18 protein-coding genes are annotated in these 20,070 nt (G+C 65.7%); 10 read left to right on the forward strand and 8 right to left on the reverse strand.

The annotated features are described in order from the left end of the window. Window positions 1–8 precede the first annotated feature (8 nt). Window positions 9–1,022, forward strand: coding sequence for a ketol-acid reductoisomerase (gene ilvC, locus HPY32_RS32085; protein WP_067578482.1), 1,014 nt, complete (start codon window positions 9–11; stop codon window positions 1,020–1,022). Between the two features lie 135 nt (window positions 1,023–1,157). Next, window positions 1,158–2,084 carry a NaeI family type II restriction endonuclease gene (locus tag HPY32_RS32090; protein WP_231951324.1) on the forward strand — a complete coding sequence of 309 codons (927 nt, stop codon included), beginning with the start codon at window positions 1,158–1,160 and terminating at the stop codon, window positions 2,082–2,084. Window positions 2,085–2,180: 96 nt separating this feature from the next. Here the strand turns inward: HPY32_RS32090 and HPY32_RS32095 are convergent, their stop codons facing one another. Beyond that, entirely contained in the window at window positions 2,181–3,524 is a 1,344-nt protein-coding gene (locus HPY32_RS32095) for a DNA cytosine methyltransferase (RefSeq protein WP_067578484.1), read from the reverse strand. A 185-nt stretch (window positions 3,525–3,709) separates the two neighbouring features. Between HPY32_RS32095 and HPY32_RS32100 the strand changes: the two genes are divergently transcribed. Next, window positions 3,710–4,117 (forward strand): very short patch repair endonuclease, encoded by a 408-nt coding sequence (locus tag HPY32_RS32100; RefSeq protein ID WP_228787810.1) that lies wholly within the window; start codon window positions 3,710–3,712, stop codon window positions 4,115–4,117. A gap of 99 nt (window positions 4,118–4,216) precedes the next feature. Here HPY32_RS32100 and HPY32_RS32105 read toward each other — a convergent pair whose 3' ends face one another. Both HPY32_RS32105 and HPY32_RS32110 read right to left on the reverse strand, forming a co-directional pair. Next, window positions 4,217–4,789, reverse strand: a complete 573-nt coding sequence (locus HPY32_RS32105; RefSeq protein ID WP_216676401.1) for an HNH endonuclease — start codon at window positions 4,787–4,789, stop codon at window positions 4,217–4,219. Between the two features lie 776 nt (window positions 4,790–5,565). Beyond that, window positions 5,566–5,982, reverse strand: a complete 417-nt coding sequence (locus HPY32_RS32110) for a PPOX class F420-dependent oxidoreductase (protein WP_067578486.1) — start codon at window positions 5,980–5,982, stop codon at window positions 5,566–5,568. A gap of 189 nt (window positions 5,983–6,171) precedes the next feature. On the opposite strand from HPY32_RS32110, the gene HPY32_RS32115 reads away from it, so the two are divergent. From HPY32_RS32115 to HPY32_RS32125, 3 genes are all read left to right on the forward strand, one after another. After that, window positions 6,172–6,933, forward strand: a complete 762-nt coding sequence (locus HPY32_RS32115; RefSeq protein ID WP_067584538.1) for a bestrophin-like domain — start codon at window positions 6,172–6,174, stop codon at window positions 6,931–6,933. Window positions 6,934–7,478: 545 nt separating this feature from the next. Further along, entirely contained in the window at window positions 7,479–8,183 is a 705-nt protein-coding gene (locus HPY32_RS32120) for a hypothetical protein (RefSeq protein ID WP_171983137.1), read from the forward strand. Between the two features lie 172 nt (window positions 8,184–8,355). Then, on the forward strand, window positions 8,356–9,930 hold the full coding sequence (locus HPY32_RS32125; RefSeq protein ID WP_067578490.1) for a peptide ABC transporter substrate-binding protein: 1,575 nt from the start codon (window positions 8,356–8,358) through the stop codon (window positions 9,928–9,930). A gap of 6 nt (window positions 9,931–9,936) precedes the next feature. Here the strand turns inward: HPY32_RS32125 and HPY32_RS32130 are convergent, their stop codons facing one another. Together HPY32_RS32130 and HPY32_RS32135 are read right to left on the reverse strand one after the other, a co-directional pair. After that, complete coding sequence (locus HPY32_RS32130) at window positions 9,937–11,046, reverse strand: alpha/beta hydrolase family protein (RefSeq protein ID WP_067578492.1); 1,110 nt, start codon at window positions 11,044–11,046, stop codon at window positions 9,937–9,939. Between the two features lie 5 nt (window positions 11,047–11,051). Then, the gene (locus HPY32_RS32135) at window positions 11,052–11,450 is read right to left on the reverse strand and encodes a MerR family transcriptional regulator (RefSeq protein ID WP_067578494.1); all 399 of its coding nucleotides are present in this window, start codon (window positions 11,448–11,450) and stop codon (window positions 11,052–11,054) included. A gap of 74 nt (window positions 11,451–11,524) precedes the next feature. Here HPY32_RS32135 and HPY32_RS32140 point away from each other — a divergent pair, with 74 nt between their 5' ends. Further along, entirely contained in the window at window positions 11,525–12,445 is a 921-nt protein-coding gene (locus HPY32_RS32140; RefSeq protein WP_067578496.1) for an LLM class flavin-dependent oxidoreductase, read from the forward strand. A gap of 143 nt (window positions 12,446–12,588) precedes the next feature. After that, complete coding sequence (locus HPY32_RS32145; RefSeq protein ID WP_231951325.1) at window positions 12,589–14,199, forward strand: peptide ABC transporter substrate-binding protein; 1,611 nt, start codon at window positions 12,589–12,591, stop codon at window positions 14,197–14,199. A gap of 107 nt (window positions 14,200–14,306) precedes the next feature. Here HPY32_RS32145 and HPY32_RS32150 read toward each other — a convergent pair whose 3' ends face one another. From HPY32_RS32150 to HPY32_RS32160, 3 genes are read right to left on the reverse strand one after another with little or no spacing between them, the layout of a single operon-like run. Beyond that, window positions 14,307–15,314, reverse strand: a complete 1,008-nt coding sequence (locus HPY32_RS32150; protein WP_067578498.1) for a Gfo/Idh/MocA family protein — start codon at window positions 15,312–15,314, stop codon at window positions 14,307–14,309. A gap of 24 nt (window positions 15,315–15,338) precedes the next feature. Then, entirely contained in the window at window positions 15,339–16,838 is a 1,500-nt protein-coding gene (locus HPY32_RS32155) for a CoA-acylating methylmalonate-semialdehyde dehydrogenase (protein ID WP_067578500.1), read from the reverse strand. A 32-nt stretch (window positions 16,839–16,870) separates the two neighbouring features. Continuing rightward, window positions 16,871–17,875, reverse strand: coding sequence for a LacI family DNA-binding transcriptional regulator (locus tag HPY32_RS32160; RefSeq protein WP_067578501.1), 1,005 nt, complete (start codon window positions 17,873–17,875; stop codon window positions 16,871–16,873). Window positions 17,876–18,139: 264 nt separating this feature from the next. On the opposite strand from HPY32_RS32160, the gene HPY32_RS32165 reads away from it, so the two are divergent. Together HPY32_RS32165 and HPY32_RS32170 are read left to right on the forward strand one after the other, a co-directional pair. Beyond that, entirely contained in the window at window positions 18,140–19,042 is a 903-nt protein-coding gene (locus HPY32_RS32165; protein ID WP_067578503.1) for a TIM barrel protein, read from the forward strand. Window positions 19,043–19,074: 32 nt separating this feature from the next. Beyond that, window positions 19,075–20,061, forward strand: coding sequence for a sugar ABC transporter substrate-binding protein (locus HPY32_RS32170; RefSeq protein ID WP_067584544.1), 987 nt, complete (start codon window positions 19,075–19,077; stop codon window positions 20,059–20,061). Window positions 20,062–20,070: the final 9 nt, after the last annotated feature.

Raw genomic sequence — 20,070 nt, forward strand, 5'->3', positions numbered from 1 at the left:
CAACCACAGTGGCAGTCGAGATGTTCTACGACGACGATGCCGACCTGTCGATCATCCAGGGTCGCAAGGTCGCCGTCATCGGCTACGGCTCCCAGGGACACGCGCACTCGCTGAGCCTGCGTGACTCCGGCGCCGAGGTCCGCGTCGGCCTCAAGGAGGGCTCGAAGTCGCGCGAGAAGGCCGAGGAGGCCGGTCTCACCGTCGGCACCCCCGCCGAGGTCGCCGAGTGGGCCGACGTCATCATGCTGCTCGCCCCCGACACCGCGCAGGCGTCGATCTTCTCGGGCGACATCGAGCCGCACCTGAAGGACGGCGACGCCCTGTTCTTCGGCCACGGCCTCAACATCCACTTCGGCCTGATCAAGCCCCCCGCGACCGTCACCATCGGCATGGTCGCCCCCAAGGGCCCCGGCCACCTGGTCCGCCGCCAGTTCGTCGACGGCAAGGGCGTCCCCTGCCTGATCGCCATCGACCAGGACCCCACCGGTCAAGGCCAGGCCCTGGCGCTGTCCTACGCCAAGGCCATCGGCGGCACCCGCGCCGGAGTCATCAAGACCACCTTCAAGGAAGAAACCGAAACCGACCTGTTCGGCGAACAGGCCGTGCTGTGCGGCGGCACCGAAGAGTTGGTCAAGACCGGCTTCGAGGTCATGGTCGAGGCGGGCTACGCCCCCGAGATGGCGTACTTCGAGGTCCTGCACGAACTGAAGCTGATCGTCGACCTCATGTACGAGGGCGGCATCGCCCGAATGAACTACTCGGTTTCCGACACGGCGGAGTTCGGCGGATACCTGTCCGGCCCCCGGGTCATCGACGCGGGCACCAAGGAGCGAATGAAGGACATCCTGCGCGACATCCAGGACGGAACATTCGTCAAGCGCCTGGTCGCCAACGTCGAAGGCGGCAACAAGGAACTCGAGTCGCTGCGCAAGGCGAACGCCGAACACCCCATCGAGGTCACCGGCAAGCAACTGCGCGGCCTGATGAGCTGGGTCGACCGCCCGATCACCGAGACCGCGTAAGGTTTCGTAGGACGGCCCGCCGAGTGAACCCACGCGGCGGGCCGTTCACTTACCGTAGAGAGGTACCGATACACATCCGCGATGGCCGCGGGTCATAACACCTACAGCGGGCGTCGCGTTGGATACTTTGTCTATGTGACTCACCTCTTTGACGATCCTGACGGTACTGACCCGGCTCTTGACGAAGTCGCGACAGAACTGAGGAGACTGGACCCCGATGGCAGCAAATGGGCTGATGTCGTCCGGCATACTTACGATATGATCTATAATGGTGCGGAGACCGGCCGATATCGCTGGTCGCAATTGATGAAAACCGAGAAGACTCATTTCGGTACACTCTTCGAAATAAATGCTCAAAGAGCATTCGGGTTCGCCGGAGGAGAAACGACCGATTATCGAATCGCGGGGCATCAGATCGACGCTAAATGGAGTCAGGTAGAAGGCGGATGGATGTTACCGCCGGAAGTATTCGATGAGCTGGCTCTGGTGGCTACCGGCAGTGACGTTGAGGCCAGTTTTTCACTCGGCCTCATCCGGGTGAAACCCGAGTATCGCCGCGAAGGTACGAATCGAGACAAGAAGAGTTCTCTAAATTCTTCCGGACGTGCAGCCATTCGGTGGCTATGGAAAGATTCGCCAATGCCGGGAAACATCTTACTTCAGCTTCCTCCGCCTGTTGTTGATCACATCTTCGACAGCCGCTATGGTACCGAGCGAGTCAATAGGCTATTCCGAGCTGCTGAAGGAAAGCTGGTTCACCGCAATGCTGTCCGTACCGTTGCTATGCAGTTGGATGATCAGAAGCGAGTCCGGAAGAACGGAGGAGCCCGGAGCGCTCTGCAGTCCGAAGGCTTTATCATTCTGAGCGGATATCATGCTCACCTTGCCAGGCAGCTCGGAGTATCCATACCTGATCGCAAACACTACATAGCTGTTCGGGTTGTGCCGGGCAGCAGCTCTGATCCCTTGATTAGTGGCCGGCGATGGCGGAGGGCTCTGCCGGATGAGTTGTGCAGCAGCGCTGCACCGGATCTGCCTGATCGCGGAGTCCGGGAAGAATAGCAATTGCGGGCAGTCGGGTGTTGCCCGCGGAGGGTTGACCCGGTAAGAAAGCTGGAGTGCGGCGAACTCTCGCCGCACTACCTGCTGAGTGCAATCTCAACTAATCTTCGACTTGTTGGACTTGAAGTATTCATGTCGAGAATGGTCATCTTGACCGATGAAGGCGCGGAATTTGCCAAGCTTATATACCGTGCCGTCCATGCTTTCCTCTCTATGGATGATAAAATCATGGTCGATCAACTTGATTCGGCGTTCAATCTCGGAGTCTTCGAGTCTCAATCCCGCCGCTTGTGCAATTTCCGAGGCGGTCATATACGTGCGGCTTTTTCGAAGGGTCTCGTATACAGGGTCCGACTTCGAAGGTGTTGAATGCCTGTTAGGTGCCGAGGCTGTCTTTCGAGGCCGCTTTTTCGTGCTATTCTCGGACGCCTCTTCGGGTGACCTATTATGATTCAGCGCTGCGGCGATTGCTAGTCCCAATGATTTGGCCACCGGTGGAGGGAATGCGTTTCCGATCTGCCTGTACTTGGCGGTCTTCTTTCCTGTGAAACTCCAGCTGAATTCGCCATCATTCCATCCTTGAATGCGTGCGACCATTTCAGGGGTAAGTTTGGGTCCTATATCGGTGATCGATCTGTCGTTTGGTGAGTATGGTTTGTCATCATCGTGTAGCCCGTAGGCATCTATCCCCATATCTGCCCATGCTAGCTTTGCCCGAGTGGGTCCGAGATCTGCGCCGCCATGCTTTTTTGAGCCGCCGACAATCGTAGGTGCGATCTTGTTCGCACGGTTCACCCATTTTTTGAGCTCGGCACTACTTTTGAAAACCTTCTTGCGTTTCATGAGATCGTGCAGCGTCTCTCCAACTGTTGGGGTACGCTCAGCTGGCTCGGGCCAATGAAAATATGCGAAGTCATCGGGATGCATGGCTATCAGAATGAACCGGGGGCGCAATTGGGGCACGCCATAGTCTGAAGCTTGGATAAGTTTCCATTCTGCACTGTATCCAAACTTTCGTAACCTATCGAGAACATGCTGACGATAACCGGCAAATCGTGGCATGCTGAGCCCTCGAACGTTCTCCAATAGGAGCGCTCGGGGCTTAATAACGTCGACCTGCTCTACAGCCCATGCGAATAGGTCGCGCTCGTCGTTTGCTCCGAGTTGTTTTCCTGCAATCGAGAACGGGGGGCACGGGACTCCACCGGCTAGAAGGTCGATCGGCCGTCTATCCGGGGCCGGAGCATACTCGGCTGGGTTCCACAGCGTGCTAGCGACGTCACCTCGCAGGACCTTCCAGTGGGGACGGTTGGCCTCCAGCGTATCGGCGGCATTGTTGTCGAGCTCTATCGCAAGCTCGTGCTCGAAGCCGGCGCACTCTAGACCGAGGGCCTGACCACCTGCACCTGCACAGATCTCGATGACACGGAGTTCGGTCACAGCGATGCCTTTCGGTGTTGTGGCCGGCGGCGTCCGGGCCAATCGTTGAGAGTATCTTTCCGCAGACCATGGTTCCTCGTACAACCGGTGTGGATGTGACTGAGAACAAGGCAGAACGAGCCCGACGAGCGGCGCATGAACGCGGCCTCTACCCCGCCCCGCTCGACGAGGGTCGGTCGCGGAACATGCAAGCGAATCGTCGCACTGATACCAAGCCGGAGGTAGCGCTTCGCCGCGCACTGCATCGGCTGGGGTACCGCTATCGCAAAGACCTTCGCTTGGAGATCGGCTCGATGAAGGTCCGGCCAGACGTCGTGTTCACGGCTCGGAAAGTCGCTGTGTTCGTTGATGGTTGCTTCTGGCATGTTTGCCCCGTACATGGCCGACAGCCGACGACCAACGAGTGGTACTGGGCACCGAAGCTCCGCCGGAATATCGAACGTGACCGAGCGGCAGATGCTGCCTTGGCCGATGCAGGCTGGAAGGTTGTCCGGATCTGGGAGCATGAGCCCGTCGAGACTGCGGTGGGGGCAGTTGTGCACGTCCTGGAGGGCGGATCCGAACATGTGAGCGATACTAAGCTAGCGGACTGACATCTTTCGGCTCGTACAATGTGGTGTCGCAGTCAAACCATCGTCGGCGTGTCCGGCCGAAATATGCCATATGCTGATGGGCTGGCAACATCTTGAGAGTCATCTACGGGTCGTCGTCCTGGTAGTTGGCTTTGCTGCTTTCCGGCTGACTTCCTCGGCTCTGATCGCCGCGATGATGTTGTCCGGCCACGGCGCAGATCGTGTCAACCGGTAGTAGCTGCGCACTCGACCACCTTCACGACGCTTCTTGTGGGTATAGTCCCAGCCGATGAAACGCAGATCACGTAGTCGGCGGTGCCAGTCTTCTTGAAATTCTTTCGCATTGGCCACGACCGCAAGCAGGTCCGACCGTATCCACTCGTCGGTCCCGAAGGCCAGCAGTAGTTCGCCGATTCGTCGCTGCGGCTCGTCGTAGGAGGCAGCCTGCCGGATCTGCTCGGCGAACTGGTCGAATGTCTTGAAGTAGTCTTTTTTACCAGCGTTGCACTCCGCGCATAACGGTTGCAGATTGTCGACGTCATTAGAGCCACCCCACGCCTGTGGCACTTTATGGTCTACGACCAGTTTGACACCATCATCAAGCGGGGTGCGGCCGCACGTTGCACAGCGTCCGGGCTGCAGGACCTGTGCGCGAACGCGGCCACTAATCCGTGCATCGATGCCGGTGTTCAACACCCGGCAGGATCGCAGTCAGCTCAGAGCTGTCTGGTAGCGGCAGGTCCTGCTCGTTCACAGCGTGAGGCTATCGGTCGCAGCGGCGGCGCTCGCAACCGCGGTAGGGGGAACACATCCTCGGAGTGGAAGTGCAGGCGGATCTGACGTGTCCCCGGGAACCTGTACCTGTCGGATCTTCGTCATATCACCGTGATCGGCGGGTATGTGCGCCAGGGCTTCACGGTGGGGTATCAGCTCGAAACGAGGAGGAGCGCAGCGGATCTCGACTAGGCCGGTGTATTGCACGCCTATCAGCGCGAGACGGTCGGGCTGGTCGGTCCGGAACGCTTTCCGGAGGCGGTGGATCTGTTCGGCTCATGGCCGTTCCGGAGCAGGACACGGCCAGTGCGGATTTCACGTTCAGGCCCGAGCTGATTCTGGACGGGGGTGGCGACGGCCATCGAGTCGGCGCGAACTCGTAACGCGGCGAACGGTTTTCGGGCTCGGCGGCCCGGTGCCCGACGCACCGGGCCGTCGGCCCGGCCGGTTCGGGTGGTGCCGAATCGGCCGGGCGGGACGATATTTCGACGCCACCAACCCGGATGGTGGTGTCGCGCGGCCGAACGGGTCGCGGTTGTCGTCCCAGCGGTCGTGACGGTTCCGGCCCCAGTTCCGGATACGCCACTTACACTGTCGCGCATCGGCGGCGGGCGGTCACGGGTATCGGCCGGAGATCGGGGTGGGATTCGTTCTCGAGGATGAGGGGGATCAGGGTAGACCCTGAGACGGCTCGATCAGGCGATGGTGCGCCATTCGCCTTCGGGGGCGGCGTGGTCGATGTGCCAGCTGTGCACGCGGCGCGGGTGGATGCGAATGATCTCCTTGGCGAACCATTCCGGCGCCACCGGCGGCACCTCGACCGTGAGAATCTCTGCCACGCCGCGGATCTCGACCCCGCGGCCCCAGCCGGGCTTGACCTCGGCCGGATCGTCGGGCGTCATATCGTCCACCACGAAGCTCACATTCGGATTGGCCCGCACGTTGTGGTACCGCCGCGCATCCGGATTCGGGCCGCCGATGTCGATGGTCCCGTCGGCATTGAGCTGGAACGAGACCGGCACGATCTGAGGTTTGCCCTGGGCGGAGACGGTGGCGAGCCGACCGAGCCGCTGCCCGGTCAGGTAGGTGCTCTCGATGGCGGTGAAGGTCATGGGGAGGACCCTAAAACCTCGAGTTAGCTCTAGGTCAAGGGTCGAAGGTCACATTATCAGGGGAATCTGTCCTACGCGCCGCGAGTATCTGCTCTGTCCGCAGCGACGAATACCCTACGACCGCAGTTATTTTCGCTGTTCGGGGGCGGTTCGTCCGAGCCTCCGGCCGCAGTATCCGGGATGGTGCCCATGATCCAGGAACTAGTCGTAGCGGGTATCGGCGCGGTGGTGGGGGTGATCGTATTCATGGTCGGCGCGCGGGTCTGGCCGTCGGGGTGGCAGCGGGCGCACGAGGAGTCCGCCGGTGAGCTGGTGCTCGACCTGGTCAAGACCTTCTTCGTGGCGGTCGTCGCCTTCGTGGTGGTGCTCGGCTGGCAGCAGTACGACAATGCCGAGAGCCACACCATTACCGAGGCCAAGGGGCTGGTCGGAACCTATTGGCTCGCACACGATCTCCCCGATCCCGCCCATCAGCGCATCCAGGGCCTGGTGCGGCAGTACACCAATGAGGTGTTGGATCGCGAGTGGAGCCTGATGGACCGCGAGCACCGCCTCGACCCGGCCGCGCAGACCACGCTCACCTCGCTGGCCGAGGCCGTGGCCGAGATACCGTCGGCCGATTCCGGCGCCTCGGACGTGCGCAGCAAGGTATTCGACAATGTCGAGCAGGTGGTCCAGGCGCGGCAGGACCGCGCCGCCGACGCCGCCCGCAGCGTGCCCGAATTCCTGATGATCGCACTGTATGTCGGCACGGCCCTGGTGCTGGTGAGCCCGGTGCTGTCCGGCTTCCGGATCACGCGCAGCACCATCATGATGATGGCGCTGCTCGGCGTGGTGATCGGTTCCGTCCTGCTGCAGATTCACAATCTCGACCACCCCTTCTCCGGCCAGACCGTGGTGCCGCGCGGCGCATTCGAGGACGCCCAGAGCGCCTACGGGCAGATCAACTAGCCACTCTCGAACGAATGCGAGGTGCGCCCATGACATCCCGTCACCCCCGTCCGCACATCCGCTGCTACACGGGCACATTCGCGATCATGCTCGCCACCGCCCTGCTCACGGCCCCCGCCGCCGCGACCCCACCCGGAATCGACACCGGCAGTGCAGGTCCGGGAATAGGGGCCGGTGACGCTGGGCCGGACGGCGCAGCGCCCGACGCCGCGACAGGTGGTGTTGCCTCCGGTATCGGGACCGGTAGCGCCGCCCCGGGCGGTGCGACCGGCTGGGCCGCGCCTGGTGGTGTTGCTCCGAGCCCCGGGACCGACGGTGCCGCGCCCGGCGGTGGTGTTCTGAGAATCGGGACCGGCACGACCGGTAGTAGCGCCCCAGGCAGTCGAGGGGGCGATTCGACCGGCAGTGCTGGACTGGGCGATACCGGTAGCGCCGATCTCGGGCGTCCGTTGCGGCTGGCGCCCTCGCCGCCGCCGCGGGTTGCCGAACATCATTCCGGTGGAGGCGAACTCGTTGTTCCTGCGCCGGGCAAGACAACCACTTCGGTGCCCAACCGCCCGCCCGCGGCGGCCGAAACCCCTATCGCTGTGCCGGGAGTCGACAGCGGAAGTGTGCAGGCCGCGTGTCTGGGCAGTGCCGTCGCCGGAAGTTCGATGATCCTGTTGGGGCTGCTGACCGGCAGTGGATTGAGCGGGTCCGGCTCGGCGCTGGGGTCTGCCGGTGTGGGGTCCGCGGGTGCCGGTGTCGGCGTCGGGTCTGCCGGTGTCGGGGTGGGTGTGGGGTCTGCCGGGGCCGGAGTGGGTGTGGGACCGGCTGGTTCGTTCGCGGGCGTGGGGTCGGCGGGTTCCGGTGTCGGCGTGGGGTCGGCCGGTCCCGCGCTCGGGAGTGCTGCGGTGGGGAGTGCGGCGACCGGGAGTGCCATTCTGACCTGCCTGCTTGCGCTGCCGAGTCAGCCGCCCGCGCCGGAGAGTCCCCTGCAGCTGTCGCCGCCGCGGGTGGCACCGATCGTGCCGTTCGCCCCGGTCGTCGCGCCCGTCGCCGTGCCCCCGCCGCCGCTCGCGGTGCCGCCCCCGGCGCCGCCCAAGCCGGTGGTGGTCCCGCCGCGCGCCGCGTATGTCCCGCCTCCGCCGGAGAGCGCCGCTCCGCCGCCGACCGGCCTGGGGACGGTGAAAATCATGACGATTCTGGTCGTTTCGACGCTGCTCGGGGCGGGCGGGGTGGCGGCGCGGGGGCGGGGGCGGGCCCGCTAGCGACGCATTCTGGTCCGATTCCCGGGACAACGGCCCGCGCCCTGGCTAGTGTCCGTTTCACTTCGTGGCGTTCGGTTGGGCCCGCCGTGGTGGATCCCGGGTGGGCCGCGGGCGACTCGAACTGTCTCGAATACGGGAGAGCGCGTTGAGATTCACACGATTAGGTGCGTTGATGGCGGCGGGGTTGCTGGCCACGAGCCTGGGCCTCGCGGGATGCTCGTCGGGCGGGGGTGACGCTGCCTCCGGATACGTGCTGGCGAACGGGGGAGAACCGCAGAATCCGCTGACGACGGCCAACTTCAACGACAACTACGCCGGTCGCGTCGTCGACCGGCTGTTCGCCGGACTGAAGTACTACGACGCCGACGGCAAGGCGCACAACGAGATGGCGCAGTCCATCCAGACCCCCGACCGCATCCATTACACGATCACCATCAAACCCGACTGGAAGTTCACCGACGGCACGACGGTGACGGCCAAGTCGTTCGTCGACGCGTGGAACTACGCGGCGCTCGGCAGCAACGGCCAGCTGGACAGCTACGTGTACGAGCCCATCGTGGGATTCGACGACGTGAACTCGAAAACCCCGACCGCGCAGACCATGTCGGGCCTGAAGGTGGTCGACGACCACACCTTCACCGTGCAGCTGAAGCACCCCTCCATCGACTTCGAGGACGGGCTCGGCTTCGCGCCGTTCTATCCCCTGCCCGACGTGGCCTTCAAGGATATGCGGGCGTTCGGCAATCACCCGATCGGCAACGGCCCCTACAAGTTCGTGAAGTGGGACCACAATGTCGCTATCGACGTGGCCGCGAATCCGGACTATCACGGCGGCCGCCCGGCGCGGAACAAGGGCATCCGCTTCGTCATGTACCAGTCCCTGGACACCGCCTACGCCGACCTGCAGGCGGGCAATCTCGATGTGCTGGACACGATTCCGGAGAGCGCGGCCGCGACCTACCGGAAAGACCTCGGCGACCGGGCCCTCACCAAGCCGACCGCGCAGAGCGCCAATATCGGTATCCAGCCCAATGTTCCGCACTTCGGCGGGCAGGAGGGCGTGCTGCGCCGCAAGGCCCTCTCGATGGCGATCAACCGGGAGCAGATCTGCGACAACATCTTCCACGGCACCCGCATCCCGTCGCGCGACTTCACCGCCGCCACGCTGCCCGGCTTCGATCCGAACCTGCCCGGCTCGGAGGTGCTGAACTACAACCCGGACGAGGCGAAAAAGCTGTGGGCGCAGGCGAATGCGATCTCGCCCTGGTCGGGCCGCTACGAGATCGCCTACAACGCCGACGGCGGCCACCAGGCATGGATCGACGCCGTGGCCAACAGCATCAAGAACATCCTCGGCATCGACGCGATCGGCGTCTCGTACCCGACATTCAGCCAGTTGCGCGCCGACATCACCAACCACACCGTCGGCAAGGCGTTCCGCTACGGCTGGCAGGGTGACTACCCCACCATGCTGCAGTTCCTCACCGCCATGTACTACAGCGCCTCCGGCACCGACAACGTCGACTACAAGAACCCCGCCTACGACCACCTGATCGACGCCGCCCTCTCCGCCCCCACCGAACAGGACGCCTACAAAATCGTCGCCCAAGCCCAGGAAATGCTGTTCCGCGACATGGTCGACATCCCCGTGCTCAACTACGTCGCCACCGGAGGCTTCTCGACCAAGGTCAAGAACGTCGTCTTCACCTGGAGCGGTCTGTTCGACTACGAGAACATCCAGAAGTAGTCGCGGTCACCGGGTGTGCGCGTCCAGCCACTGCGCCAGGGCGTCGAGCGCTGTCCGATCGATCGGCTGGAAGTTGTCGGCGAGCGCATCCGGTGTGTGGCCGAGAGAGTGTCCGAGGCCGGAAAACATCCGCAGGGTGTGGTCGTGGTTTCCGGTGAGCTGTAGGGCGGTGTCGAGGGCAATCGCACCGGAGGATGGGACATTCGCGTCCTCCGCGCCCTGCAGCACCAGCACCGGTCCGGTCAGCTTCGGGGCTTGGTCGAGCACCGTCGGTAGCGCGCGGCCGGGTCCGTAGATGGACTCGCCGCCGGGTCGCATGAGTTCATCGGTGTATTGCTCTGCCACAGGGCGGTATTCGAGATCTACATCCAACAGGCCATCGTGATTCAAGTCGAACATGGGCTGGACGCTGAAATCTCGTGCCGTCGCATCGACCGCGGCACCGAGCACGCCGCTACGAGCCATCAATCCTCCGCCGCCGGACCAGGCCCGCCGCAGTTCCTCGGGTCCCAACTTCCCGTTCACCGCGAACCGGTGCAGGTATGCCGCCTGCACCTGCTCGGTCTGATACGCGAACACCGCCCGCCACGGAACCGTCACGGCCCCTTGGAATACCGTCCCCGCCAGCTCTGGGTGCGCAGCCGCGAGCGCCGCCGCGACCGTACTGCCCTCGCTCCAGCCGTACAGGAACACCCGATGTGGGTCCACATGCGAATCATGTTCGGCCGCTTGGAGAACCTGCTCGGCATCGTCGCGCATGCCGTTCAGATCCAGCTTGGTGTAGTAGCTCGCAGAGTCCACATCGCCGGGTCCGCGGACATACCGCTTGTTGTACCGCATGACCGCGTAGCCGCGCCCTGTCAAGTCGTTGGCGATATCCAGGAAGATGTGCGAGCTGCCGATGTCGGCGTTCAGGTCCTCGGCGTTGGAGCCCGGAATCAGCACTACGACAGGCGCATTGCGTGCCCCGGTCGGATAATCCAGCTCCCCGGTGGCAGTGAAATCCCCGAATTGAAAGCTGAACTGCTCATGTTCGACGGTCGAATCGGCGTGTGCCGCCCCACCACAGCTCAGCGCCGCAATGAGCCCTGCGGCCAGGACTGCACGGATCTTCATGGTCCTCATCCAAGCAGCGAATCGTTCACCTGTGCTCGGAAACCCTCGCAGTGGTCAAGAGCGTTGTCGTGGGGGCAGGCGAGGAGGAGGTGCAAGTAGGTTCGGGCGGTGGCCAGTTCGGTCAGGGTGGTTTCGATGGTGGTGATGCGGGCGGTGACGATGTCGCGCCAGTTGTGGGGGCGGGTGGAATCGCCCAGGATGGTGGCGATTTCGTCGATGGACATGTGGGCGGTGGAGCGCCACAGGCGGATCAGGGCGATGCGGTAGAGCTGGTCTCGGTCGTAGTAGCGCTGGCCGCCGCGGCGGGCGGGGGTGAGCAGGCCGCGGCGTTCCCAGTAGTGCAGCGTCGACAGGGGGATGGCGAAGTGGTCGGCGACTTGCCGGATCGAAGCCAGGTCGTTCACCGCATCAGTTGAACTCAACCGCGGTTGAGCGGGCAAGGTCGGTCGCGACAGCATTGCGACGTGAAAGAGGCCCCATGCCCGTGCAACTCGGTGTTTCCCTGCCCACCTTCGTGTCCGGCGGCGCCACGATCGGCGACATTCCGGCCCTGGCCCGGCATGTCGAGCGGGCCGGGCTGGACGCGGTGTGGGTCGGCGACCATCTGGGCGGGCCGACACCGTTTCTGGAGAGCGTGGTCGCGCTCAGCGCCGCCGCCGCGGTCACCGAGCGGGTGCGGTTGGGCTTCGGGGTCATGCTGCTCGCGCTGCGGCAGCAGGCGTGGGCCGCCAAACAGCTGTCCTCCCTGCAGTATCTGTCCCGCGACCGGGTGGTCCTCGGCATCGGCGCGGGCGGGCATCCGGACGAATGGCCCGCCGGTGGCATCGAATTCGGCGATCGCGGACGCCGGACCGAGGTCATGCTGCGCGCCCTGCCCGACCTGTTCGCGGGCCATCCGACCGCGCTGGGCACCGTACCCGGTGAGCCCGTAATCACGCTCGCGCCAGCGGTTTCCGCGCCGCCGATCTGGATCGGCGGCATGTCCGACCGCGCCCTGCGCCGCGTTCTCGAGCACGGCACGGGGTGGCTCGCCTCGCTGCTGACCCCGGGGCAACTCGCCGAACACACCGCCCGCCTGACGGCCATGGCGTCCGAAACCGGCTCGCGCACACCCGATATCGGCACCACGGTCTTCGCCGACCTGAATGCCGGTGGCGAACGGGAACATTCCGGCCACACCCGCGTGATCGGTTTCCTCCGCTCGCTGACCGGCGCGCGCGGACTGTCCGAGCGGCAGGCCGACCGCCTGGTGGTCAGCGGCCCGCCCGCGAAACTGGCCGATCGGCTGCACCGCTACCGCGAGGCGGGCGCGAACACCTTCGTCGTCAACCTGTCCGGCAGCGATCTACCCGGGCAGTACGATCTGCTCGCTCGAACCCGGGAATTGTTGGCCGATTGAGAATACGGGTGGTCAATCGGGTGACAAGCTGTCTTTACCTGGCTACTGTCCCAGAGCAATCCGATATGTCGATTGCGTGACGTATCGGCGGCGTCGCGGTGCGTTCCCGGGGCGCTGAACGATCTCGAGAACGGATTGAGCGCGTGAGATTCAGAAGATTCGGAGCGCTGATCGGCGCGGCCCTGCTGTGTACGGGGCTGGGGCTGACCGCATGTTCGTCCGGTGGCGGTGGCGACGACGGCGTGGTCACCGTCAATGGGGCCGAACCGCAGAACCCGCTGGTACCGACCAATACCAACGAGAACATGGGCGGGCGGGTGGTGGACCGGCTGTTCGCGGGGCTGAAATATTACGACGCCGACGGTAAGGCGTACAACGAGGTCGCCCAGGCGATCGACTCGACCGACCGGCAGCATTACAAGATCACCCTGAAGCCGGGGTGGAAGTTCACCGACGGTACCCCGGTCACCGCGAAGTCGTTCGTCGACGCCTGGAACTTCGGCGCGCTGAGCACCAATGCCCAGCTGCAGAACTGGGTGTTCACCCCGATCGTCGGCTACGACGACGTCGCGGCCAGCCCGCCCAAGGCGCAGACCATGTCGGGCCTGAAGGTGGTCGACGACAACACCTTCACCGTCGACCTGACCCGCCCGTCCATCGACTTCGAACTGGAGCTGGGCTTCGCCCCGTTCTATCCGCTGCCCGCCGTCGCCTACAAGGATATGAAGGCCTACGGCGAGGATCCGATCGGCAACGGCCCCTACAAGTTCGCCAATTCCACGGCCTGGCAGCACAATGTCAAGATCGACCTGGTGCCGAATCCGGACTATCACGGCGGCCGGGTGCCCAAGAACAAGGGCCTGCGGTTCGTGATGTACCAGTCCTACGACACCGCCTACGCCGACCTGCTCGCCGACAATCTCGACGCCCTGGACACCATGCCGGAGAGCGCGCTGGCCACCTATAAGAAGGACCTCGGCGACCGCGCGATCAGCAAGCCCACCGCGCAGAACGAGCACATCGGCATTCAGCCCAATGTGCCGCATTTCAGCGGCCCGGAGGGCGTGCTGCGGCGCAAGGCCATTTCCATGGCGATCAACCGGCAGCAGATCTGCGACACCATCTGGCACGGCACCAAGATCCCGGCCCGCGATTTCACCGCGTCCACCCTGCCCGGTTTCGATCCCAAACTGCCCGGTTCGGATGCGCTGGACTTCAATCCGGACGGGGCCAAGAAGCTCTGGGAGCAGGCCAATGCCATGTCGCCGTGGTCGGGCCGGTTCGAGATCGCCTACAACTCCGACGGCGGGCATCAGGCGTGGATGGAGGCGACCGCGAACAGCATCAAGAACACCCTCGGCATCGATGCCGTGGCGGTGCCGTTCCCGACCTTCAAGACCATTCGCGATCAGGTCGTCGGCGAGACCATCGGCAAGGCGTTCCGCTACGGCTGGCAGGGTGACTACCCGTCGATGCTGGAATTCCTGACCTCGCAGTACTACACGGGCTCGGCGACCAACGACATCAAGTATTCGAATCCGGAATTCGACAAGCTGATCGATGCCTCGCTGTCGGCGCGGACCCCGGAGGAGTCCTACAAGTTGAGCGGTCAGGCGCAGTCGATCCTGTTGCAGGACATGGCCGACATCCCGGTGCTCAATTACATCTCCAATGCGGGTCGGTCCACCAAGGTGCAGCAGGCGCCGCTGACCTGGAGTGGTCTGTTCGACTTCGAGAACATCGTGAAGTCGTGAGGGGGAGCCCGCCTATGATCCCGGCCAAAAGCACGCCGGGATCATAGGCGGGCAGACCGGGATCATAGGTGGGCGACGATGTCGGCCGACACTGAAGGAGAAGGCTTTTAGTGCCGGACCTCGTCGACCGCTACCGGTCGTCGCTCCTGTCGGGACAGTTCGCATGCCTCGGCGATGTAGAACGCCTCTACCGCGTCGGTTGGGCTGCAGGGGTTTTCGATTCGGCCGCGGGCCACGTCGAGGAAGATCGCCAGTTCCTCGGCGTAGGCGTGGCGGAAGCGGTCCATGAATCCGGGATAGGCCGGATATGCCGAGGCCGGGTAGTCCGGCTCGACCGAGCGTAGCGGCGCCCGATCGTCCAGTCCCACAATGGCATTGCCCTTCGAACCGAGCACCTCGAGGCGCACGTCGTAGCCCGCGCCGTTGTAGCGGCCCAGCGATACCGTCGCCAGCGCGCCGTCGTCCATTCGCATCGCCACCGCCGCGGTGTCCACATCGCCCGCGTCCACGAAGAATCGCTCGCCGCGATTGGCCCCGAGCACGAACACCTCGGTGACCTCGCGCCCGGTGACCCAGCGGATGATGTCGAAATCGTGGACGCCGCAGTCGCGGAACAGGCCGCCGGAGCGCGGAATGTACTCCGCGGGCGGCGGCGCCGGATCCAGGGTGGTGGCGCGCAGGCTGTGCAGCCAACCCAATTCGCCCGACGCGACCGCGGCCCGCGCGGCCCGATATCCGGCGTCGAATCGGCGCTGGAAGCCGATCTGCACCGGGATCGGGGAGCCCTCGATGTGCCGGATGACCTCGAGGGTGCCCTCGATATCGGCGGCGACCGGCTTCTCGCAGAACACCGGGATGCCGCGATCGACCGCGCGGGTGATGAGCTCGGGATGCGAATCGGTGGCGGTGGTGATCACCAGGCCCCCGATGCCGGAATCGAGCAGCGCGTCGATATCGGGGGCGAACTCCACGCCCAGCTTGGTGGCCGTGGTGCGGGCGCGCTCGGTGTCCGTGTCGGTCACGACGACCGCCGCGACATCGGGCAGGGCCTTGAGGATTTCGGCGTGCGAGGTGCCGATGCGGCCCGTGCCGGCGAGGCCCAACCGGATGGTCATGAGAGTGCTCCTGTCGACGAAAGATCAGTGGGCGGTGGGGAATCCGAGTTCGACGCCGCGCGCCGGACGGGGCCAGCGGGCGGTGGTCACCTTGGCGCGGGTGTAGAACCGCACGCCCTCCGGGCCGTGCATGTGGGTGTCGCCGAACAGCGAATCCTTCCAGCCGCCGAAGCTGTGGTACGCCATCGGCACCGGGATCGGGATATTGATGCCCACCATGCCGACCCGCACCCGGCGCTGGTATTCCCGTGCGGCCATGCCGTTGTCGGTGAAGATGGCGGTGCCGTTGCCGTAGGGATTGCCGTTGACCAGCTGCAACGCCTCCTCGAAGGTGTCGACCCGCACCACCGCGAGCACCGGCCCGAAGATCTCCTCGGTGTAGACCCGCATCTCGGGGGTGACGTGGTCGACGAGGGTGGGTCCGACCCAGAAGCCCTCGGTGGGCACCCGCACGTCCCGGCCGTCCACGACGATCCGGGCACCCTGCGCCACAGCCGATTCCACATTGGCGACGACGCGGTCGCGGGCCGCCGCGGTGACCAGCGGACCCATCTGCGACTCGGGGTCGGTGCCGGGCCCGACCCGCAGTTCCCGGGTGCGCGCCGCCACGGCCTCGACCAGCGCGTCGGCGGTATCGCCCACCGCGACCAGCACCGAGATCGCCATGCAGCGCTGCCCGGCGCTGCCGTAGCCCGCCGACACCGCGGCATCGGCGGCGGTGTCGATATCGGCGTCCGGCAGCACCACCATGTGGTTCTTGGCCCCGCCCAGCGCCTGCACGCGTTTCCCGGCCGCGGTGGCGGTGGTGTAGACGTGCTTGGCGATCGGCGTCGACCCGACGAACGACACCCCGTCCACATCCGGATGGGCCAGCAGCCGGTTCACCGCCTGGGCATCGCCCTGCACCACATTGAAGACGCCGGGCGGCAGGCCCGCCTCGGTGGCCAGCTCGGCCAGCCGCAGCGACGCGGACGGGTCGCGATCGGAGGGCTTGAGCACGAACGCGTTTCCGCACGCGATCGCCACCGGCGCCATCCACAGCGGCACCATTACCGGGAAGTTGAACGGGGTGATGCCCGCGACCACGCCGAGCGGCTGGCGCACCGAGTAGCTGTCGACGCCGCGCGAGATCTGCTCGGAGTGCTCGCCCTTCAGCAGTTGCGTTACACCGCAGGCGAATTCGACCACCTCCAGCCCCCGCTGCACCTCACCGGCGGCGTCGTCGAGCACCTTGCCGTGCTCGGCGGTGATCAGCGCGGCCAGCTCGTCGCGGTGGCGGTGCAGCAGCTCCCGGTACTGGAACAGCACCCGGGTGCGCATCGACAGCGAGCTGTCGGCCCAGTCGGCGGCCGCCTTCACCGCCGAGGCCACCGCGGCGTCGACATCATCGGCGTCGGCGAGTGCCACCTCGCGGGCGACATGCCCGGTGGCGGGCTGAAAGACAGGGCCTCGGCGAGGCGAGGATCCGGCGGCGGATGCGCCGTCGATCCAATGGGATACCAGGTCGGGCACGACTGACTCCATTCGGGCTCGAGGGGAGGGGATTTCGGGGGATTTCAGTTGAGTGGGGCGGCCGTCGTCGCACGGACGACCAGCGACGGCTGCACCCGGCGGCGGACCGGCGCGGTGCGGCCCTCGCGCAGGCGTTCGACCAGTGCCTGCACCGCCAGCCGGCCGATCTCGATGCGCGGCTGGTCGATGGTGGTCAGCGAGATGTGCCGCAGCGCGGCCAGCGACGAATTGTCGTAGCCGACCACGGAAACATCGTGCGGAACACGCAGTCCCGCCTCCTGGAGCGCGGACATCGCGCCGACCGCGTTGAAGTCGTTGCCGCACACCAGGGCGGTGGGAAAGTTGGTGGGGGAGAACACCTTCAGCAGCTTGCGCACCGCGGCGAGGCCGGCCGCGTCGGTGTGCTCGCTGGGCACCACCATCGGCTCCAGGCCGTGGCGCTCCATGGCGGCGACATAGCCCCGGCGGCGCGGCGCGGAGCTGAAGGCCCCGCCGCCGTCGAAGTGCACGATCCGCCGATGCCCCAGCGACACCAGATGATCCACCGCCAGTCCGACGCCGACCTCGCCGTCGTCGTTGATCGTGTCGATCTCGGCCACCGTGGAGGTGCGCGACACCAGCACCACCGGGCACTGCTGCGCCGCCGGGCGCATCGCGGCCGCGGGCAGCACCGGCGACAGCAGGATGACCCCGCCCGGGCGGAAGGCCAGCAGGCTCGCCAGCGCCGTGCGTTCGCGCGGTGCGCTGCGGCGGCCGGTATTGAGGATGAGCTCGAGCCCGGACTCGCGCGCGGTGGTGTCCATGCTCTCGACCACGTCCGCGAAGAAGGCGTTGTGCAGGTCGGAGACCATGACGCCGACGATGTCGGAGGTGCGGCTGGCCAGCGAGCGCGCCATCGCATGCGGTTGGTAGCCCAGCTCTTTCGCCGCCTCCAGCACCGCGTGGCGGCGGTGTTCGCTGACCTTCGGTGAGCCGCGCATGACGAGCGAGACCAGCGCGCGGGAGACGCCGGCTCGGGCGGCGACGTCCTCCATCGTGGGTCGCGTCATCGTGGTGGTCCTCCATCGGTCGGCGAGATCGGTGTGTCGCACGTTACAGCGTTGGAGCGCTCCAATCAATAGAGCGCTCTAACGAGACAATTTCGGCGATCCCTCGATGCGGCATTTGTCCTGCGTGAGCGCATCTTCCGAGGTAGATAGCCGTATTTAGGTGCAGAAGAGACTCTTGACACGCCGTGATGCAGGTTACATAGTTGGAGCGCTCCAACGATGTGGAGCGCTCCAACTCGCAACCGACAGGCCGGAGAAGTCCTGATGACCGAACCGTTGCACCCGCTGCGCATCGCCGCCGCACCGATCTCCTGGGGAGTCTGCGAAGTTCCCGGCTGGGGTGAGGTGCTCGACGCGCGGACCGTACTGTCCGAGATGGCCGCCCTCGGACTGACCGCGACCGAATTCGGGCCGCCCGCATACCTTCCGACCGAGCCCCGGGAACTGCGCGCCCTGCTCGAGCCGTACGGCATCACCGCGATCGGCGGATTCCTCGCGCTGCCCCTGCACACCGAGCCGAGCAGGGCGCTGGCCGCCGCCCGCGAGAGCGCGGAACTGTTCGCCGCGACCGGCGCGGAGGTGCTGGTGCTGGCCGCGGCCACCGGGCAGGACGGCTACGACGCGCGGACGCCGCTGAGCGACTACGAATGGCGCACGCTGATCGACACCGCGGCCAGCATCCGCGACATCGCCGCCGAACACGGCCTGCGCGCGGTGCTGCACCCGCACGTGGGCACGCACGTGGAGACCGAGGCAGAGGTCGAGCGCTTCCTCGCCGACTCCGAACTCGACATCTGCCTGGACACCGGCCACCTGCTGGTCGGCGGCACCGATCCGGTCGCGCTGGCGCGGCGTCACGCGCACCGCATCGGCCACATTCACCTCAAGGACGTCCGCAAGGCCGTCGCCGACGAGATCCGCGGCGGGCGAATGGAATACAGCGAGGCCGTGCGCCGGGGCCTGTACGTCCCGCTGGGTGAGGGCGATGTCGACGTCGCGGCGCTGATCCGGTTCGCCGCCGCGGCCGGATACCGGGGCTGGTACGTGATCGAGCAGGACACGGCGCTGTCGCCGGGGGATGCGGCCGAGGCTGCCAGCCGCGACGCCGCGCGCAGCCTACGTTATCTGGCGGACGTGGGCGCCGCCCTGGAGTCCGCTCGGATCTAGCTGGAAAGAGTCAGGTGGGAACTATGACAACGATGTCTCGACCGCGCCGCTGGCGGCGCATCCTGCCGTGGCTGGCCGCCGGGACGGTGCTGGCCGCGTGCAGCGGCCCGGGCGCCGACGGGCCGGTCACCCAGACCTCGGCCCCGGTCGCCGCGGGCAAGCTGGACTCGGTCGCGGTGGTCACGCACGGCACGCCCGGCGACGCCTTCTGGAACGTGGTGAAGAACGGCGCCGAGGCGGCGGGCAAGGATCTCGGAATCCGGGTGGAGTACAACTCCGCGGGCGATCCGGGGCAGCAGGCCAAGCTGATCGATAACGCGGTCGCGCAGGGCGTGGGTGGGCTGGTGGTCTCGATGGCTAATCCGGAGGCGCTGCGCCCGTCCATCGAACGCGCCGTGTCCGCGGGCATTCCGGTGGTCACCATCAATTCCGGCGAGGCCGAGAGCGCGCAGTACGGCGCCATCGGCCATGTCGGCCAGAGCGAACGGCTGGCCGGGCAGGCCGCGGGCAAGCGCCTGAAGGATGCCGGGAAGACCAAGATGCTCTGCGTGATTCACGAGGCGGGCAATATCGGCGCCAACGATCGCTGCGCCGGCGCCATCCAGGGCTTCGGCGGCAACGCGACCACGCTGCAGGTCGACATCAACAATCCCACCGACGTCCAGTCGCGCATCAAGGGCGCGCTCGAGGCCGACCATTCGATCGACGCGGTGCTGACGCTGAATTCGCAGATCGCCGCCCGCGCGGTGGCCGGGGCGCGGGAGTCGCACTCCCCGGCGGAGGTCGCGACGTTCGACCTGAACAACGATGTGGTGGAGGCGATTCGCGCGGGCACGCTGCTGTTCGCCGTCGACCAGCAGCAGTACGAGCAGGGCTACCTGCCGGTGGTGATGCTGCTGACCTATCGCAAGAACCTCAACACGATCGGCGGCGGCGCACCGGTGCAGACCGGACCGGCCTTCGTCGACAAGGGCAACGTCGACGCCATCGCCAAGCTCGTGGCGCAGGGCACCCGGTGAGGACAGGAG

It is taken from the genome of Nocardia terpenica (assembly GCF_013186535.1).
GTDB lineage: Bacteria > Actinomycetota > Actinomycetes > Mycobacteriales > Mycobacteriaceae > Nocardia > Nocardia terpenica.

Bases quoted from the DNA above. Each gene is read 5' to 3' on its own strand.
- HPY32_RS32100 (WP_228787810.1), top strand. From the start codon at position 3,710: ATGCAAGCGAATCGTCGCACTGATACCAAGCCGGAGGTAGCGCTTCGC.
- HPY32_RS32110 (WP_067578486.1), bottom strand. From the start codon at position 5,982: ATGACCTTCACCGCCATCGAGAGCACCTACCTGACCGGGCAGCGGCTC.
- HPY32_RS32115 (WP_067584538.1), top strand. From the start codon at position 6,172: ATGATCCAGGAACTAGTCGTAGCGGGTATCGGCGCGGTGGTGGGGGTG.
- HPY32_RS32125 (WP_067578490.1), top strand. From the start codon at position 8,356: ATGGCGGCGGGGTTGCTGGCCACGAGCCTGGGCCTCGCGGGATGCTCG.
- HPY32_RS32130 (WP_067578492.1), bottom strand. From the start codon at position 11,046: ATGAAGATCCGTGCAGTCCTGGCCGCAGGGCTCATTGCGGCGCTGAGC.
- HPY32_RS32140 (WP_067578496.1), top strand. From the start codon at position 11,525: ATGCCCGTGCAACTCGGTGTTTCCCTGCCCACCTTCGTGTCCGGCGGC.
- HPY32_RS32150 (WP_067578498.1), bottom strand. From the start codon at position 15,314: ATGACCATCCGGTTGGGCCTCGCCGGCACGGGCCGCATCGGCACCTCG.
- HPY32_RS32155 (WP_067578500.1), bottom strand. From the start codon at position 16,838: ATGGAGTCAGTCGTGCCCGACCTGGTATCCCATTGGATCGACGGCGCA.
- HPY32_RS32160 (WP_067578501.1), bottom strand. From the start codon at position 17,875: ATGACGCGACCCACGATGGAGGACGTCGCCGCCCGAGCCGGCGTCTCC.
- HPY32_RS32165 (WP_067578503.1), top strand. From the start codon at position 18,140: ATGACCGAACCGTTGCACCCGCTGCGCATCGCCGCCGCACCGATCTCC.
- HPY32_RS32170 (WP_067584544.1), top strand. From the start codon at position 19,075: ATGTCTCGACCGCGCCGCTGGCGGCGCATCCTGCCGTGGCTGGCCGCC.